Origin of the sequence: Brevibacterium sp. S111, assembly GCF_004745075.1 — a bacterium.
GTDB lineage: Bacteria > Actinomycetota > Actinomycetes > Actinomycetales > Brevibacteriaceae > Brevibacterium.
Genome location: NZ_RHFH01000008.1, coordinates 105,077 through 122,312, shown reverse-complemented (window position 1 = coordinate 122,312; position 17,236 = coordinate 105,077). Strand labels below are relative to the sequence as shown.

13 protein-coding genes are annotated in these 17,236 nt (G+C 66.9%); 10 read left to right on the top strand and 3 right to left on the bottom strand.

Features of this window, described 5'->3' with window-relative positions; genetic code table 11:
* Positions 1-26: 26 nt before the first annotated feature.
* From guaA to EB836_RS10850, 5 genes are all read left to right on the top strand, one after another.
* Complete coding sequence (gene guaA, locus EB836_RS10870; protein WP_135540257.1) at positions 27-1,610, top strand: glutamine-hydrolyzing GMP synthase; 1,584 nt, start codon at positions 27-29, stop codon at positions 1,608-1,610.
* Positions 1,611-1,828: 218 nt separating this feature from the next.
* Positions 1,829-2,548 carry a biotin transporter BioY gene (locus tag EB836_RS10865; protein ID WP_135540256.1) on the top strand — a complete coding sequence of 240 codons (720 nt, stop codon included), beginning with the start codon at positions 1,829-1,831 and terminating at the stop codon, positions 2,546-2,548.
* Positions 2,545-3,273, top strand: coding sequence for an ABC transporter ATP-binding protein (locus EB836_RS10860; RefSeq protein WP_135540254.1), 729 nt, complete (start codon positions 2,545-2,547; stop codon positions 3,271-3,273). Before EB836_RS10865 ends, EB836_RS10860 begins: the two co-directional genes overlap by 4 nt.
* The gene (locus EB836_RS10855; protein ID WP_240689863.1) at positions 3,270-3,974 is read left to right on the top strand and encodes an energy-coupling factor transporter transmembrane protein EcfT; all 705 of its coding nucleotides are present in this window, start codon (positions 3,270-3,272) and stop codon (positions 3,972-3,974) included. Before EB836_RS10860 ends, EB836_RS10855 begins: the two co-directional genes overlap by 4 nt.
* 99 nt (positions 3,975-4,073) lie before the next feature.
* The gene (locus EB836_RS10850) at positions 4,074-4,652 is read left to right on the top strand and encodes an isochorismatase family cysteine hydrolase (protein ID WP_240689861.1); all 579 of its coding nucleotides are present in this window, start codon (positions 4,074-4,076) and stop codon (positions 4,650-4,652) included.
* Positions 4,653-4,699: 47 nt separating this feature from the next.
* On the opposite strand, the gene EB836_RS10845 is transcribed toward EB836_RS10850, so the two are convergent.
* Positions 4,700-5,881: a glycosyltransferase family 1 protein gene (locus EB836_RS10845; protein ID WP_240689859.1), complete on the bottom strand. Its 1,182-nt coding sequence runs from the start codon at positions 5,879-5,881 to the stop codon at positions 4,700-4,702.
* A 230-nt stretch (positions 5,882-6,111) separates the two neighbouring features.
* Here EB836_RS10845 and EB836_RS10840 point away from each other — a divergent pair, with 230 nt between their 5' ends.
* The 3 genes from EB836_RS10840 (at position 6,112) to EB836_RS10830 (ending at position 10,456) form a co-directional block, all read left to right on the top strand.
* Positions 6,112-6,732 carry a LemA family protein gene (locus EB836_RS10840; protein WP_135540252.1) on the top strand — a complete coding sequence of 207 codons (621 nt, stop codon included), beginning with the start codon at positions 6,112-6,114 and terminating at the stop codon, positions 6,730-6,732.
* Positions 6,729-7,583, top strand: a complete 855-nt coding sequence (gene truA / locus EB836_RS10835; RefSeq protein WP_135540250.1) for a tRNA pseudouridine(38-40) synthase TruA — start codon at positions 6,729-6,731, stop codon at positions 7,581-7,583. The genes EB836_RS10840 and truA overlap by 4 nt, the downstream gene beginning before the upstream one ends.
* A 278-nt stretch (positions 7,584-7,861) precedes the next feature.
* Positions 7,862-10,456: a bifunctional UDP-sugar hydrolase/5'-nucleotidase gene (locus tag EB836_RS10830; protein WP_135540248.1), complete on the top strand. Its 2,595-nt coding sequence runs from the start codon at positions 7,862-7,864 to the stop codon at positions 10,454-10,456.
* A 403-nt stretch (positions 10,457-10,859) separates the two neighbouring features.
* On the opposite strand, the gene EB836_RS10825 is transcribed toward EB836_RS10830, so the two are convergent.
* Together EB836_RS10825 and EB836_RS10820 are read right to left on the bottom strand one after the other, a co-directional pair.
* Positions 10,860-13,232 (bottom strand): hypothetical protein, encoded by a 2,373-nt coding sequence (locus EB836_RS10825; RefSeq protein ID WP_240689857.1) that lies wholly within the window; start codon positions 13,230-13,232, stop codon positions 10,860-10,862.
* Positions 13,229-15,862 carry a hypothetical protein gene (locus EB836_RS10820; RefSeq protein WP_135540246.1) on the bottom strand — a complete coding sequence of 878 codons (2,634 nt, stop codon included), beginning with the start codon at positions 15,860-15,862 and terminating at the stop codon, positions 13,229-13,231. The genes EB836_RS10825 and EB836_RS10820 overlap by 4 nt, the downstream gene beginning before the upstream one ends.
* Before the next feature lie 268 nt (positions 15,863-16,130).
* Here EB836_RS10820 and rplM point away from each other — a divergent pair, with 268 nt between their 5' ends.
* Together rplM and rpsI are read left to right on the top strand one after the other, a co-directional pair.
* Positions 16,131-16,574, top strand: a complete 444-nt coding sequence (gene rplM, locus EB836_RS10815) for a 50S ribosomal protein L13 (RefSeq protein ID WP_135540244.1) — start codon at positions 16,131-16,133, stop codon at positions 16,572-16,574.
* A 32-nt stretch (positions 16,575-16,606) separates the two neighbouring features.
* Entirely contained in the window at positions 16,607-17,116 is a 510-nt protein-coding gene (gene rpsI / locus EB836_RS10810) for a 30S ribosomal protein S9 (protein WP_135540242.1), read from the top strand.
* The last annotated feature ends 120 nt before the right edge of the window (positions 17,117-17,236 follow it).

Below are 17,236 nucleotides of genomic sequence, written 5' to 3'. Positions count from 1 at the left end.
GCCTCGCCGGCGCTTAGAATTGGAGCATGACGCAAACCCAGAGCACGCAGGTGCCCCCTGTCCTCGTCGTCGATTTCGGTGCCCAGTATGCCCAGCTCATCGCGCGCCGCATCCGCGAAGCGGGCCTGTACTCAGAGATCATCGCCCATGACGCTCCGGCGTCCGAGTTCGCCGCGAAGAACCCTTTGGCCATCGTGCTCTCCGGGGGACCGTCGAGCGTCAACGACGAAGGTGCCCCGAGCTTCGACACCTCGGTGTTCGACCTCGGCATCCCGACCATGGGCATCTGCTACGGGTTCCAGCTCATGTCGACCAGCCTCGGCGGTCGCGTGGCGAAGACCGATAAGCGCGAATACGGCTCGACCCCACTGTCGGTGACCGACACGGGGTCGCTGCTGGCCGAGACTCCGGGCTCCTACAAGGTCTGGATGTCCCATGGGGACTCCGTCGCCGAGGCGCCTGCCGGCTTCGACGTGCTCGCGTCCACCCCGGACACCCCCGTGGCCGCCTTCGAGTGCCCGGAGAAGCGGTTCGCCGGTGTGCAGTGGCACCCCGAGGTCCTCCATTCGGAGAACGGGCAGAAGATCCTCGAGAACTTCCTCTTCAACGTCGCCGGTCTCGAAGCCGACTGGACGAACGCCTCGGTCATCGACGAACAGGTCGAACTCATCCGCGCCCGCGTCGGCGACAAGAAGGTCATCTGCGGTCTGTCCGGAGGCGTCGACTCCTCCGTGGCCGCCGCCCTCGTCCACAAGGCCATCGGCGACCAGCTCACCTGCGTCTTCGTCGACCACGGTCTGCTGCGTGAGGACGAGAGGAAACAGGTCGAGCAGGACTACGTCGACTCGATCGGCGTCCGCCTGGTCACCGTCGATGCGCGTGAGCAGTTCCTCTCCCAGCTCGCCGGAGTCACCGACCCGGAGGAGAAGCGCAAGATCATCGGCCGCGAGTTCATCCGCACGTTCGAGAACGCCGCCGCGGACCTCGTGCTCGAAGCCCAGGAGGGTGAGGGTGAGGACATCGCCTTCCTCGTCCAGGGCACCCTCTACCCCGACGTCGTCGAGTCCGGCGGCGGATCGGGGACCGCGAACATCAAGAGCCACCACAATGTCGGCGGCCTGCCCGACGACATCCAGTTCCAGCTCATCGAACCCCTGCGTGCCCTGTTCAAGGACGAGGTGCGCGCCATCGGCCGCGAACTCGGCGTGCCCGAGGTCATCGTCTCTCGCCAGCCCTTCCCCGGACCGGGCCTGGGCATCCGCATCATCGGCGAAGTCACCGAGGAGCGTCTGGCCATCCTCCGCAGGGCCGATGCCATCGCCCGCGCCGAGCTGACGAAGGCGGGCCTTGACGGGGAGATCTGGCAGTGCCCGGTCGTCCTCCTGGCCGATGTCCGCTCCGTCGGCGTCCAGGGAGACGGCCGCACTTACGGCCACCCCGTCGTGCTGCGCCCGGTCTCGAGCGAGGACGCGATGACCGCGGACTGGACGCGCATCCCCTACGATGTGCTCTCCGTGATCTCCAACCGCATCACCAACGAGGTCGACGACATCAACCGCGTCGTCCTCGACGTCACCTCGAAGCCCCCGGGCACCATCGAATGGGAATGATCGTCGGCCCACCGATCGTGTGATCGTCGCAGGGAAGCCTGGGACCTGAACAGGGGATCACGCGAACGGTGGAGGCATCGCCGAGGCAACCTTGAGGACCCCCGGATTCCGCCCCTGAACACTGTTCAGTTACAGTGGTGGGGAACCTGGGGTCGCCTCGGGTATTTCCGGATGCAGACCCGCTGCGCTCCGGGTGGAACACGAACAACGGAGTACTCATGTCTCAGGCCCACAGCACCGCCTCGGCGGGCATCACCCGTCCTCGTTCGGCCGGTCGTGCCGGCAACATCGCGCTCATCGCCGTCTTCGCCGCTATGCTCGCGGCCTTTGCGATGATGCCCCCGGTCCCGGTCGGGCCCGCCGGTGTGCCGATCACGCTGCAGACCTTCGCCATCGCCCTGTGCGGAATGGTGCTCGGACCCTGGCGGGGAGCGGCCGCGACCCTGCTCTATGTGGTCCTCGGCCTGCTCGGGCTGCCGATCTTCTCCGGCATGAACGGCGGCATCGGTGTGCTCGCCGGACCGAGCGCCGGCTACATCCTCTCCTTCACTCTCTACGCCCTGGCCGCCGGGCTCGTCGCCCGCTGGGCCGTGCGTCGCTTCCGGGGGATGAGGCTCGGCATCGCCCTGTTCCTCGGCGGATTCGCCGCCAGCCTCCTGCTCAACCACCCGCTGGGCATCCTCGGCATGTCGATCAACGCGGATCTGCCGCTTCGCGTCGCCGCCGTCGCCGACCTCGCCTACTGGCCCGGTGACATCATCAAGAACATCCTCGCCGCCTCGGTGGCCGTCCTCATCCATCGGGCATTCCCCGATGTGCTGCGCCGTCGCGGCGTGAGCATGGATTCGCTCGTCGGTGCGGGCGTCGACTCAGCCGCGGGTGCGCACCTCAACGGTGCGGCCGCCTCGGCGGCGGAGCGGGAACCGGGCGTCAAGTGACCCGGGAGATCAGCTTCAGCGATGTCGGCGTCGGGGTCCTCGACGAGGGCCCCGACGGCGACGTCGTGCGACCGATCCTCCAGAACGTCAGCTTCACCCTCACCGAGGATGTCGTGGCCGTGATCGGAGCGAACGGTTCGGGGAAGTCGACTCTGCTGCAGCTGGTCAATGGTCTGGTCACCGCGAATGCGGGGCAGGTCCTCATCGACGGAATCGACCCGTATCGGCATCCGGCGAAGGTGCGATCGCGGGTGGGGTTCGTCTTCACCGACCCGGCCGCGCAGCTCGTCATGCCGACCCCGATCGAAGACATCGAACTCTCCCTGCGCAAGTCCGTGCCGAAGGGCAGGCGGCGGGACGCGGCCCTGGCCGTGCTCGGCGAACTCGGCATCGCCGACCTCGCCGAGCGCAGCGTCTATGAACTCTCCGGCGGACAGCGGCAACTCGTGGCCTTGGCCGCGGTGCTCGCCGTCGACCCGCAGATCCTCGTGCTCGACGAACCCACGACCCTGCTCGACCTGCGCAACAGGGAGAAGCTGCGCGTGCATCTGCAGGACCTCGTCGCCCGTCGCGGGGTGCGCATCATCCTCACCACCCACGACCTCGAGTTCGCGCAGATCGCCCAACGTGCCCTCGTCGTCGAGGACGGCCGCATCGCCGCCGATGCCGCCCCCGCCGAGGCGGTCGCCGCCTACCGTCAGATGATCATGAGCGATACGCCATGAATGAGGTCCCCCAGGCGGGTGCGCACGCCGACGACGCCCGCACCGGTGCCGACGGTGCCTGTACGACCTGGCGGAAGAATGCCGGCATCAGACCACGTCCGCAGCTCTTCGGCAGAGTTGCGGCGACCCGAGGGTGGCTGCATGCGGTGCCGACCGGGGTGAAGCTCTCACTCATTGCGGTCATCGGCATCGTGGCGCTGATCTTCCGTGATCCGATCATCAACTGGTCGATGTTCGCAGTCCTCGTCTTCGTCGGGTTCACCGCTCGTCTGCGGCTGACGTACTTCCTGCGCACCTGGCTCTATGTCGCCGTGCTCGTGACGATCGTCATGGGGCTGCAGTATCTCTTCGGGTCGCTGCAGTCGGGTCTGGCCGTCGGCGGCACGGTGTTCTCCTGTGTGCAGGCCGCCCTGCTGCTGACGCTGACGACTTCGGTCGCGCAGCTGCTCGACACCTTCGCCGTCATCGTCGCTCCGCTGCGGTTCTTCGGTGCGAACACCGAGGCGATCGCTCTGACCGCGAGTCTCATGGTGCGGGCGATCTCGCACATCTCCGGGCTGCTCGGAGAGGCCGAACGGGCAGCCCGCGCCAGGGGATTGGACTCGAGCATCAAGGCGCGAGTGGTGCCGGCGATCCTGCGGTCGGTCAAATACGCGCAGGACACCGGGAGGGCCCTCGACGCCCGCGGCATCGTCGACTGAGACCACTCGGACTGTCCGCGCTCGAACTCAGCGGACCATCGGGGGTGTGGAGTAGCCTCGGCGGAGGGAAGCCTACGATCCCCTCGAACCGAAGGAGACATGATGACCGGCACCGATGACACCGTCCTCGTGGCGATGGATTTTCAGAACGGCATCGCCGGAGACGACGCCTTCGCCTCCACCGGTGTCCTCGAACGCGCTCGTGATGCCGTAGCGGCGGCCCGTGAGCACGGCATCCCCGTCGTGTGGGTGCGGGTGGCTTTGCGGGACGGGCACCCGGAGCTGGCGGCGACGTCCTCGTTCGCACAGATCGCCGCTCACGGCGACGTCGTCGAAACGCATGCTTCGACGAGCATCCACGAAACCCTCGGCCGTCACCAGGGCGAGCCGATCGTGACGAAGCGCCGCATCAGCGCCTTCACCGGCAGCGACCTCGAGGTGCTGCTGCGCGGGTACGGGGCCAGGTCGCTCGTGCTGGCCGGAGTGGCGACCAGCGGGGTCGTGCTCTCGACGGTGCGTCAGGCCGCCGACCTCGACTTCGAACTCACCGTGCTCTCCGATGCCTGTGCCGACCGTGACCCGGAAGTCCACCGGGTGCTCACCGAGAAGGTGTTCCCGAAACAGGCGCGCGTGCTCACCGTCGACGATTGGACCGCGAGCCTCGCGGATCAACGGTAGTCGCGGCGGCAGATGTCGCGCGTCGGGTGCTCAGCAGCAGAGCTCTCCTAGTTGGGGAGAGGATTCGCGAGGCCGGTGCCGACCATCGAACTGAACCCGCGGCCGAGCACCTGCGGAGCCGGATTCTCGATCGCCCGCGAGTAGTGGCCCACGAGCTGCGAGCACACACTCTTCCAACTGCGTGAGAGCACCTGCTCACGCCCGGCCGCCCCGAAGGCCCGACGTTTCGCCTCGTCGCCGAGCAGGTCGACGACATGCCCGCGCATGGCACCAAGATCCTTCGGCGTGTAGAGCCAGCCGGTGCGCGACGAGTCGACGAGGTCGAGCGGGCCGCCTCGGGCCGGGGCGATGACGGGAACCTCCGAGGCCATGGCCTCCTGGATCGTCTGGCAGAAGGTCTCGAGCTCACCCGGGGCGACCATGAGATCGAAGCTCGCGACCGCCTGTGCCAGGGCCTCCCCGCCGAGGAAGCCGGTGAAGTGAGCTCGCGGCAGTGACCGCTCCAGCCGGGTCCGCCACGGTCCATCACCGACGATGACGAGCTTGGCACCGGGCACATCGGTGAGCACGGCAAGATCTTCGACCTGTTTCTCCGCGGCCAACCGGCCGACGAACCCGATGATCTTCTCTCCGTTCGGGGCCACAGATCGTCGCCAGGCCTCTGATCGGTGACCGGGGTCGAAGCGGGAGGAATCGACCCCACGGGCCCACAGGGCCACCTCGGCGACACCGAGGTCTTCCAACTGGTCGATCGTGTAACTCGACGGCGCGAGCGTGAGGGAGGAATGCTGATGGATGTTGCGGACATGGTTCCACAGCATGGCTTCGATGCCGTGCATGCCGTAGCGCGCGGCGTAGGCGGGGACCTCGGTCTGGTAGATCGCAACGGTCGGGAGGTTGAGCGCCTGCGCGGCGAGGACTCCGCGCCAGCCGAGGACGAAGGGGCTGGCCAGGTGGACGACGTCGGGGGAGAAGCGCTGGAGCAGGCGGCGGATGCGGGTGACGCCGCCGGGCGCGACGCGGACGCGTCGGTACTTCGGCAAGGCGATCGAAGGGACCCGGACGATGCGGGCGCCGGTGACCTCCTTCGGGCCGTCCCTGCGGGTGCCCGGGGCGATGACGAGGACCTCGTCGCCGCGGTCGGCCAGGTGGTCGAGGACCCGCAGGAGTGAGTGGGTGACCCCATTCATGTTGGGGAGGAAGGACTCTGCAATGATCGCTACTCTCACGGCTTCCAGCTAAGGCCCGCTCGGTGACGAATACGTGACTCGAAAGCGACAAGGCGGCGACATCTGGCCGAAATCGTGCACATCCGCACTCGGCCGGAGGCGCTGCGGGGTCCAGGCGGTGGCCTGTTCGCGACGAATCTGAACCGCGCGTAAACTGAGGCCTCGGACAGACGCGACGCGGTGTGCGCGGCGTGCGTGCACAGGTTGAGGGACAGACGAGAGGAGCGGCCGTGATCTGGTTCATCGTCGGCGGCTGCCTCATCGCCGCTCTCGTCATCGCCTTCGTCGTCCTCACGGTTCTGCGTTTCAACCAGCTGTCGATGGCTCGGTCGGTCTGCGATGAAGCCAAACGGCAGCTCGGCGGTGAAATCCGCTCCCGCCACGCACTCGTGCCCGCGTATATCGGCACCCTCCAGCAGATCGCCGGACACGACCTGGCCACCCTCGAACTCGCGCTCGCCTCCGCGGAACGCGCCCCCTTCGACCACCGCGGTGCCGCCGCCGAGAACGCCCTCACCGAGGCGATCAACGAGGCCGCGCTCATCCCCACCGCGCTCACGGAGAGGTCGCTGACCTCGGACTTCGCCCGATCCCAGCAGGCGGTGGCGAACGAGGAGATCGATACGACGATCCAACTCCTGCACGATCAGCTGCAGGTGCTCACCGAACGGATCCTCACGGCTTCCCGCTTCTACAACACGAATGTCGAGCGCTACCACCAGCAGCGCCGGCGCCCGATCTCCCGCCTGTTCAACAACGTCTTCAAAGCCCGCGAACCCTTCACCGAGGCTGCCGTCGACGACGGCGGCGCCGCCTCGGCGAACTCATCGTCGGTGGGCAGGCGATCGTGACGCGCTTCCGCATCGATCTGGGCTACCGCGGCACGGATTTCCACGGGTGGGCGAAGCAGCCGGGGCTGCGCACCGTCCAGGCCGCAGTCGAATCCGGGCTCGAACGCGTCACCGGCACCGAGGTCGCCACCGTCGTTGCCGGCCGCACCGACGCCGGTGTTCACGCCCGGCGGCAGGTCGTCCACATCGACCTGGGCGAGGACGCGATCGCCAAGCTCGTCGGTCGGTCGAACCGCTCCGCCGAGGCGGCTCTGCTCTCCCGATTGCGCGGAGTCCTCGCCGCGGGTGAGTTCTTCGATATCGTGATCCACGCCGTGGCCGAGGTGCCCGAGGCCTTCGACGCCCGATTCTCCGCGCTGTGGCGCTCCTACCAGTACCGACTCGCCGATCACAGGTCCTTCATCGACCCGCTGCTGACCATGGTGACGCCTCGGCACAAGGGCGAACTCGACACCGAAGCCATGGCTGAGGCCGCGCGTGAGGTCCACGGCCTCCACGACTTCCTGCCCTTCTGCAAACCGCGCGAGGGCGCGACGACGATCCGCACCCTCCATGAACTCAGGGTGGTCCGCGATCAGGATGCGGTGATCACCATCGACCTGTGCGCCGATGCCTTCTGTCACCACATGGTCCGGGCGCTCGTCGGAGGGCTGATCAAGGTCGGTTCCGGCAGCTGGGAGGTGACCCGTCCCGCGGAACTCATTGCCGAGGCGGACGCGGGGCTGACCCCGGATGTGCCGATGTTCGTCACACCTGCCGAAGGCCTCGTCCTCACCGAAGTCGGGTACCCCGCTCCGGAGGACTACGCGGCCCGCGCCGCGCAGACCATGGCCCGCCGCGACCGGGAATAGGCCCGCCGAGGCCGGGAACAGGCCCGCACCGCGACCGGGAGCCGGCATCGCGGACCGGATTCGCTGACCGGGAATGGGTCGACTTCCGTGCCGCAAACCGCGTCGAATCTCATGACACGTGTCGTGATTATGAGAGAAACCCTCTTCCCAGTTGTGAGAATCCTGTGTAGATTTGCCTCAAGGTAACCTCACGTTCGCATCGGCACTGCAGGATGGGCATGTCTCCCACCGCGGCACCGTTGATGTGCGCCCGATGAAACTCATAAGGAACTGAATACATGTCCACACTTGTGTCAAAGGTCTTGGCTGCAGGCGCGGCGGTGTCGATGCTGACGCTGCCCGGCCTGTCTCCGGCCGCCGCCGCACCCGGCCTCGGCGAGGGGCAGCCCTCCTCAGCCGCGTCTTCCCCGACCGACGAGTCCCAGCAGAACCCGACCGATCCCGCCGCAGACGGTGGGAATGCTGCGAACGATGAGGCGAGATCCGCCGCCGAGCCGACGTCGACCGACGACACCTCCTCGGCGCAGGAGGCAGAGGCCGGCACCCAGGTGCAGCTGCTCAACATCACCGATTTCCACGGACGCATCTCCGACGCCGGAACCCAGGTCGCGTCCGTCGTCGAGGAGCAGCGCGCTGCGTTCGACTCCAAGGGCGGCACCGGCATGCTCTCGGCCGGTGACAACATCGGTGCCTCCCCGTACAACTCGTCGTCGGCCAAGGACAAGCCCACGCTCGATGTCCTCAACGCGATCGGCGTGCAGGCATCGGCGGTGGGCAATCACGAGTTCGACCGCGGAGTCGAAGACCTCACCGGACGCGTCGTCGAGGGAGCGGACTTCCCCTACCTCGGCGCGAACGTCTACGCCAAGGGCACCGAGGACGTCGTCGACGGACTCGACGAATACTCGATCGTCGACGTCGACGGGGTCAAGGTGGCCGTCATCGGCGTCGTCACGCAGGAGACTGCAACGCTCGTCTCGCCCGGGGGCATCGAAGCCATCGAATTCGGCGATCCCACGGACGCAGTCAATCGGGTCGCCGACGACATCGAAGACCTGCCGGCCGATGAACAGCCGGATATGACGGTCGTCGAGGCCCACCTCGGCGCGTCGTCGACGGAGAGCCTCGAGGATGCGAAGGCCTCGAACGCGGAGTTCAAGAAGCTCGTCACCGAGGCCGATGCGTCGATCGACGTGCTGTTCACCGGCCACACTCATCTGCCCTACAGCTTCGAAGCTCCGGTTCCCGGCGACGCCGACCGGACCCGCCCGGTCCTCGAGGCCGGCAACTACGGCACTCACGTCGGGCAGGTCCAGCTCACCTCCGACGGCGAGGGCGACTGGTCGACGGATGCGGTCAACCTCATCGAGACCGAGGACCAGAGCTATGACTCCCCGGTCGTGGACGAGGTTGAGAGGATCGTCGCCGAGGCGGACGAAGCGGCCAAGGTTCCGGGATCTGTCGTCCACGGCAAGATCACCGAAGACATCACTCGTGCCTTCTCCGACGGCAACGAGAACCGCGGCGGCGAGTCGACGCTGGGCAACCTCGTTGCCGATGCGCTCAAGGACGGTGTGGAGGGTTCGCAGCTGGACGAGGCGGATTTCGGAATCACGAATCCGGGCGGTCTGCGCACCGATCTGCTCTGCGATCACATCTACAACACCGAAGAGAAGTGCGAAGTCACGGCCGCCGAACTCAACGAGGTGCTGCCGTTCGCCAACGACCACGGCGTCGTGACGATGAAGGGTGCCGATGTCATCGGGCTCTTCGAAGAGCAGTGGCAGCCTGAGGGTGCGCGCAACTCCTTCCTCCACCTGGGCATCTCCGATGAGCTCGACGTCGTCTATGACTCCGAAGCCGACCGTGGTCAGCATGTGAAGTCGGTCAAGGTCAACGGCGAGGCGATCGATGAGGAGAAGGACTACCGGGTTGCGACGCTGAGCTTCCTCGCCGCCGGTGGTGACAATTTCACCTCCTTCGCCGAGGGCACGTTCGAGCAGTCGGGCCTCACCGACTTCGACACCTGGGTGAACTACTTCGAGAAGAACACGCCGGTCTCACCCGACAAGAACGAACGCCAGGCCGATGCGGCCGATGACGTCATCGACAGCGGTGATCTCACCGCTGAGCTGACCGGTCCGAAGACCATCGCGCCCGGAGCCAGCGCCGACTTCGTCCTGAAGACTGACGCGAAGTCCGAGGTCGCCGGTCCGATCGACGTCACCGTCGACCTGCCGAAGGGATACACCGCCGAGGTGGCCCCGAAGTTCTCGGCTGAGTCGGCATCCGCGAAGGACTCCGAGGCCAAGGCGCCCGAAGTGAAGGCCGACGCGAATGCCGCGAAGACGATCACGCTCAAGTCGATCCCGGCGGGGGAGTCGCAGACTCCGGTGACCGTAACCGCTCCGCAGGATGCTTCGGGGGATGTGACAGTCAAGCTCAGCCTGCAGGCGAACGCTGAGGGCCCGTGGTGGGATGACAACCCGCTGCCGCTGGCACATGAGTACGAGGCCACCGCTGCGGTGTCCGATGATGCGAATGCCTCGGCCGGTGACGACGGTTCGGCCGACGGCGGTGCTGACGGAGGCGCGGCCGACGGTGGCGCAGCTGACGGCGGCGGTGCTGACGGCGGCGACAGCGCGGCCGGCGGCTCGGACGGTTCGTCCTCTGCCGACGGTGCCGATGCGAACGCCTCATCCGACGGCGGTTCGTCTGACGGATCCGGTTCGGATGCGAACGGTTCGAAGGACGGCGGCGATCTTCCGCGCACCGGTTTCGAGACCTTCAACATCGTCGCTGCGGCTCTCGCGCTCATCGTCGCCGGTGGCACCGCGGTCACAGTGGTTCGCCGCCGCAAGATCACCAGCTGACCCGAAGCCCACGCTGAAGCAGATGCCGGGCTGAGCCGAGGCCCACGCCGAAGCGAGGTCCACGCTGAAGCATGCACGCGGCCGCGGGGCCGGAGAGAACTTCTCTCCGGCCCCGCAGTCTTTAGTTCGCAGGGTTCTGGCGGCCGTCGGGCCTCCAGCCTGCAAGACTCCGGCCTGTCGTTCGCCCTCAAGCATGCAAGGCTCCGCCCAACGGCCGGTCTTCCATCCTGCAGTCGGTGTTTCCGCGCTAATCGCCACCGTTCAGCGAGCATCCCTCACCGTTAGCTTCAATACTGCCTGGTAGCGGCACGGTGCACCGTTGCTTCGGGGTGTTTTGTCGCTTCGGCGTCGTATTGCTGCGAGCTGTAGGAGTTGCCGCTGACGGTGAGTGATGCGACCGGCTTCAGCTGCGAGAACCCGACTCGGGCTCGGACGCGTCGGGCTCGGCCGCGGCGCCGGCCGCAGCGTCTGTGTCGGGCTCGGTCGCGGCGTCGGCGTCCGCAGCGTCAGCGTCGGCATCGACGACTGCGGCACCCGACTCCACGGTGTTCTCCACGGTGCCCGTGCCGGCCGGCGTCGGCGGCAGACTCGCTCGGAACGTCTCGAGGTGGGTGAGGACCGGGACGAGGAAGAGGATGCCGACGGCCGGAACCACGATGCCCGAGTCGTTGATGAGGGTGCCGACTCCCAGCAGGATCGCCAGGCTGATCATCGCCGCACGCAGCAGCGGGACCCGCAGGTAAGTGTTTTGGAGTCCGCGCAGGCCGAAGCGCAGAGGATCCAGCGCCATCCAGAACACGCCGATGATGATGAGCGGCAGCACCAGCGTCATCCACGACTGGGTGAGGATGTCGATGTTCATCCCGATCTTGCGGGCGAGCACGCTCAGCGCCTGACCGCTGATGATCGAGTCGAAGAACCGGCCGAAGTGAGTGCGCTGATCGGCCGGGCGCAGCCAATCGAGGAAGAGCACAGCGAGCATGACGACCCCGGCGATGCTCACGGTCAGCCCGAGTCGTTTGAGGGAGAACCGAATGCTCGCCGCCGCCAGCACGAGGTAGGCGACGCCGATGATGAGCGTCGGCACGGAACCGAACTTCGTGCCCAAGCCCGGGGCGGCGAGGATCACGCACGAGGCGAGTACGGGAAGCGTGACGATGAGGATGCGGTGCAGCGGCTTCGTCACCAGAGAGGCGAAACCGGCGACCGCCAACAGCAGCGCACAGCAGTAGAGGGCCAGCGCCGAATTCCCGATCCCGTAGAACCGAGAGGCGATGAGAAGCGGCTCACCCAACAGTGTCGACATCTGCAATTGCGAACCCGTGACGACGTCATAGGCGAGGACGCAGACGGTGACGACCGAGACGAAGAGGACCGGCCCGAACTTGTGGTTTCGCCATGGTCCGAGCAGCGCCAAACCGCCGAGCAGCAGCGCCCAACCGACCAGTGCCCCGAGCATCGCGATGTCCGGGTTCGTCGCCCGCTCCCAGGGGACCGCGTTGACCAGATACGTCGAGATCGGCATCGCCGCGAACACGACGCCGAGGCGGTACGCCGCGGAATGGACGAGTTCGCGATGGTTCTTCCGCAGGAACCAAGCGCAGGTCAGCAGCCCGACCATGAGGACCGCGACGACGGGGAAGAACCACGTCGAGAGATCATTCTGCGTCTTCACCGCCACCTGCCGGTCGAGCACGGCCTGAAAGCGCGCCTTCCAATCTGACCCGGTCGACCCGACCGTCATTGGCGCACCGGCTGCGTTGTCCATCTCCTCGGCACCGGAGAGCGATACGAGGGTGGGCGCAAGATCGGGCACCTGCACGAGCCCCGGCTGCCTGGTCGAAGACGAGGTGAGCAGTCCGGCCGACTGGCCGGGTCGCAGCATCATCGTCGCCTGCATCGACGAACCCTCGTGCGTGCCATCGGCGATCGAGGAGAACACAACGGGAACCGTCCCCTCGCCGAGGCGGTTCGGACGGTCCGCACTCATCCAACCGGTCGCCTCGAGGATGTCCCCAACCTGGGCATCGAGCTTCTTCAGCGAGTATCCGTCGGCGGCGGTGTTGCCGAGGTCGACGAGGGTGAGCTCGCCATCTCCGGCGGACTTCGCCACGTCCGCGCCGAGGTTGGACCCGACGGGCGACCAGTTCTCGACATGGCCGGTAGGGGAAGCGGCGGCGATCGCGGCCCCATCACCGAAGGAGCGGATGTCGGGCACCGCCTCGGCGAGGGCGCCGAGGGAGGCATCGTAGTTGTCACTGCGTGCGACCTGCGCGTACACGTCCCAATCAGCCACCCAGCCGTCGAGGGGCGCGGCCGGTTCGCGGCACTGATCGCGGGGTTCGTCGGCCGCCCGCCGCCCGGAACCGAGCCCGAGCCAGCCGTCGACCGGGCAACTCGTCGACCGCACACTGCGAGGCGTGATCGTTCCGATCTGCCCGCCCTTCATCATCACCCACAGGTGCGGGGTGGTGCGCGGGTCAAGGTCCTCGAAGCTGAAACCGGAGACGCTGATCGACACAGCACCCGGATCCGCCGAGGCAGCCTTGTCGTCTGATGACACCGATCGCTGCGTGCCCGCCCCTTCCGAATTCTGTGCAGCCATCGCAGCCTGGTCGGCCTGACCGACCTGCGGGGCTTGGCCGGCCCGATCGGCCGAGCCGGCCTGACTGGCCGAGTCGGCCTGCGCGACATCGGGGAGGGCGAGGAAGATGAGTGCGATTGCGAGAATGCCGAGGAGGACTCGGCCGGCGATCGAGGGCACGGTGAACCTCATCGGTGGGCCTCCTCGGTGCCGGTGTCATCACCGATTCGCGCCGGCGGCGGGCCGCCTGATGAGGTCCCGGAAGTCGTTGCCACGGTGTCCTCGGCGTGTTCGGCACTGAGCGCGAGCAGGTAGGGCAGGAGCACCATGGCTCCGGTCGAGGGCACGGCGACTCCGGAATCGGTGAGCACGAGTCCGACGCCGAGCCCGGTGGCGGCGGCGAGGAACCCGAAGTGAAGGTCGGAGTCGGCGAACACCTGCGGCAGTTTGCCCCGCCACTTGTTCACCAGCCGCGCAGTCCGACCATTGCGGCCGCCGCTGCCGCCGAGGCCACTGCTGTGTGCAGTGAACCGCGGGAAGTGGAGCAGGTAGCGGAGGAAGAACAGGACGGCGATGACCGCGAGCGGGGTGACGATGGCCAGGGCGGGATTGACCTGGATGATGTGGAGGTTCGCGCCGAGCTTCCGGCCGATGACCTGCAGGGCCTCGCCGGAGACGATCTGGCCGAAGAAGTTGCCGAAGTGCGACCGTGATCCCGCCGGGCGCAGCCAATCGAGGAAGGCGATGCCGATGAGCACGGCCAGGGATGCGACACCGATGAGTCCGAGGCGGACCAGGGACAGACGGATCTTCGTCAGCAGCGCCAACAGCACCATGAGCCCGGCGAGGATGGCGATCGTGCCGCCGAACTTCGCGCCCCAGGAGGGATTGCCGGAGACGAACACGGCGATCAGACCGATGACGATCGGGACGACGACGAGTAAGCGTCGGTGACCGCGGGCGCGCAGCCAGGACACGGTCAGGCCCAAGAAGATGAAGAGACTGACGATGAAGATCGCGGCACCCTGATTGCCCAGACCGTAATAGCGACCGCCGACGATCGGGTTGTAGCCGAGCAGCGAATTCGCCTGGAGATGCGAACCGGTCGCCAGGTCGATGGCGATGATGAGCAGATTCGCCCCGGTCAGTGCCCCGACCCGGCCCCGCCAGGTCCGACCCCACGGCGGGATGAGTGCCAGCACGAACAGTGCGGCGGCGGTGCCGAGGACCGACAGCAGCAGTCCGAGGTCCGGCTGGGCCATCCGCGACCACGGCAGCAGCCCGGCGAGGAATGCTCCCATGGGCAGTGCCGCGACACCGAGGGAGACCCAGCCGAGTCCGCGGTGGACGAGTGGTGCCAGGGTGGCGCCGCCTCGGCGAGCGAGGACCGACCGGCTCAGCAGCAGACCGCAGAGGAGGAACAGGGAGTAGAAGACGATGTCGAGGGTGAGTGAGAACGTCGCCAGGTGCTGGTGGATCGTCGTCGACTTCTGCGCCTCGGCGACGAGATCGTCGATGCGTTTCTGCGGGTCGTCGTCGCTGGGCGTCTGTGCAAAGCCGACGGCGGCGGGGGAGTCGACGCCGAGGATGTCGAGGATGCCCGGGGCCAGGTCCGTGATCTGCAGCAGCCCAGGGGTGCGGGTCGTCGACGAGGACAGAGACCCCGGCGCGAAGCCGGGCCCGGAGGCGATGAAGGCCCGCAGCTGCGGAAGTCCGGAACTGTCGCCGAGACCGGCGACGATGATCGTCGGATCGGCCGCGCCCTCTTTCGCATTCTCCCGGATCTCCTTGAGTCGGACCCCGAGACGGCGATCCGCCTCGGCGACGCGGGTCTCCCGGTCGAAGTCGGGCGGCACGGTGTACGAGTAGTTCGGGATCGGGTCGAACAGCCAGGACCGGATGCCGATCGCGCCGAGATCGACGAGGTCGAGGCGGCAGTCGGTGGCGTTCGCGTTCTCCGCGAAGTCCGTCACCACTCCGTTCTCGTCGGCGGCGGCATAGGCGGCACCGGGGCCCTCGGCGGCGACGCAGGGTTCGAGGACGGCATCCTCATGGACGGCGGGAGTGTCCTGGCGTGCACCCTTGCCCTGTTCGGCGACGATGCGGGCGAGCATCCCGTAGTCGACGGTGTAACCGGAGCCGATGTTCGGCTCCTTGACCGCGTCGAAGCCCTCGATCTGTGCCGTGGTCGCCCCGGCCACCGACTTCTGCCCATGAGTTTCGTCACTCTTCGCGGACTCCTCGTCCGGCTCGTCGCCCTCGCGGACGGGGTCGGCGGCCCCGTCGTCGGGGTCGACGGAATCGTGATCGAAGTTCGTGGTGGGGCCGATCATCGTCGGGCAGCGGGCCGAGTCCTCGTCGTCGACCTCCTCGGCGTCGGGGGTGGGCCCGGCCCGCGCTCGGGCACCGGCACCGAAGGACAGCCACCCGGAGGCGGGGCATGTGGCTGCGCCGATCGTGCGCACGTTGAGGTTGGCCGCCGCCCCCTTGGACAGCAGGCGGTAGAGGTTCGGGGTGCGCTCGCGGTCGATATCGTTGATGGTCAGGCCCGGTATGCCGAAGACGATCGTCTTCCCGTCCGGGGCCGTCGTCGCGTCATCGGCCGCGGTGGGGGAGGCGGTCGAGGCCTGCGCCGAGGCGGTCCCGCTCTCCGAGGATGTGGCCCCGCTGCGGGTGGTGCTCCCCGTCGCGGCCTGCGCCTGGTCGGAGCCGATTCCGAATCCGGCCGTGAGGAGCCCGACTGCCAGGAGCCCGACCAGCAGACCCAGCATGAGGATTCTCAATGCGGGAAGTCGGGAGAGCAGGCTGGAGTGAGTCGGCACAGATCAATACTATCGGCTCAGGTTTCGCGCGGGTCTGAGACCGCTCTGAGCGTTTGCTCCCCAGGCCTGCGGCCATGTATATTTGATTGTCGTTGTGTGTGCTTGTCGCACTCCCTTACATAGCCTCATGCGTTGCAGGCCCGTAGGTGAGGGGAATGCGTCGATAGGTTCACCCGATTGAAGACAACCAGCGCTTGGGACCCAGTTGGACTCACGACCCGATGAGGATTCGGCGCTGCACTGACAAGATACGAAAAGAAGGCTACTTTTGCGTACGTACACAGCTAAGTCCGGTGACATTGAGCACCAGTGGCACGTCATCGACGCCACTGACCAGGTGCTCGGTCGCCTTGCTTCGCAGGTTGCACGCCTCCTGCGCGGCAAGCACAAGACCACGTTCACCCCGAACACCGACACCGGTGACTTCGTCATCATCATCAACGCCGACAAGGTCGCGCTGACAGGTGCGAAGCTCGAGAAGAAGCGCGCTTATCGCCACTCCGGATACCCCGGTGGCCTCAAGAGCGTGAACTACGCCGAGCTCCTCGCCACTCATCCTGAGCGTGCAGTCGAAAAGGCTGTCGCCGGTATGGTCCCGAAGACTCGTCTCGGACGTGCCCAGATGCAGAAGCTGAAGGTCTATGCAGGTGCTGAGCACCCGCACGCCTCCCAGAATCCGCAGCCGTACGAACTCAGCCAGGTCGCGCAGTAAGCGCCTGAGCTCTAGACATCCCGAGGAGAACCGTGGCTGATACCACCAACGCGACAGAAACTGTCGAAGAAGAGATCACCGAATACACTTCCGAGACTCCCGAATCTGCCGGCCTGGGCGAAAGCACCGCTGGTGGACGTGGACAGTCCCTGACCGCTCCCGGCAACGGAGTCGGCCGCCGCAAGCAGGCAATTGCTCGCGTGCGCCTCGTTCCGGGCACCGGTGAGTGGACGATCAACGGACGTACTCTCGAAGAGTACTTCCCGAACAAGCTGCACCAGCAGCTCGTCAACGAGCCCTTCACCCTGCTGGACCTCGATGGTCGTTTCGACGTCATCGTGCGCATCTCCGGCGGTGGACCCTCCGGCCAGGCTGGCGCCGTCCGCCTGGGCGTGGCTCGCTCGCTCAATCAGATCGATGCGGAGTCCAACCGCGCCGAGCTGAAGAAGGCCGGTTACCTGAGCCGCGACGCTCGCGTCCCCGAGCGCAAGAAGGCCGGACTCAAGAAGGCCCGCAAGGCACCTCAGTTCTCGAAGCGCTGATCGACCTGTTCGAGAAGCTGCGACTGGTCTGCCACTGAGTCGCAGTCATCGACAGTTCAGTTCGACGAACGTGAGAATGCGGCCCCGAACCTGGTTCGGGGCCGCATTCTCATATCCGGG

Coding starts and splice junctions, on each gene's coding strand:
- guaA (WP_135540257.1), top strand. CDS start 27: ATGACGCAAACCCAGAGCACGCAGGTGCCCCCTGTCCTCGTCGTCGAT.
- EB836_RS10865 (WP_135540256.1), top strand. CDS start 1,829: ATGTCTCAGGCCCACAGCACCGCCTCGGCGGGCATCACCCGTCCTCGT.
- EB836_RS10855 (WP_240689863.1), top strand. CDS start 3,270: ATGAATGAGGTCCCCCAGGCGGGTGCGCACGCCGACGACGCCCGCACC.
- EB836_RS10850 (WP_240689861.1), top strand. CDS start 4,074: ATGATGACCGGCACCGATGACACCGTCCTCGTGGCGATGGATTTTCAG.
- EB836_RS10830 (WP_135540248.1), top strand. CDS start 7,862: ATGTCCACACTTGTGTCAAAGGTCTTGGCTGCAGGCGCGGCGGTGTCG.
- EB836_RS10825 (WP_240689857.1), bottom strand. CDS start 13,232: ATGAGGTTCACCGTGCCCTCGATCGCCGGCCGAGTCCTCCTCGGCATT.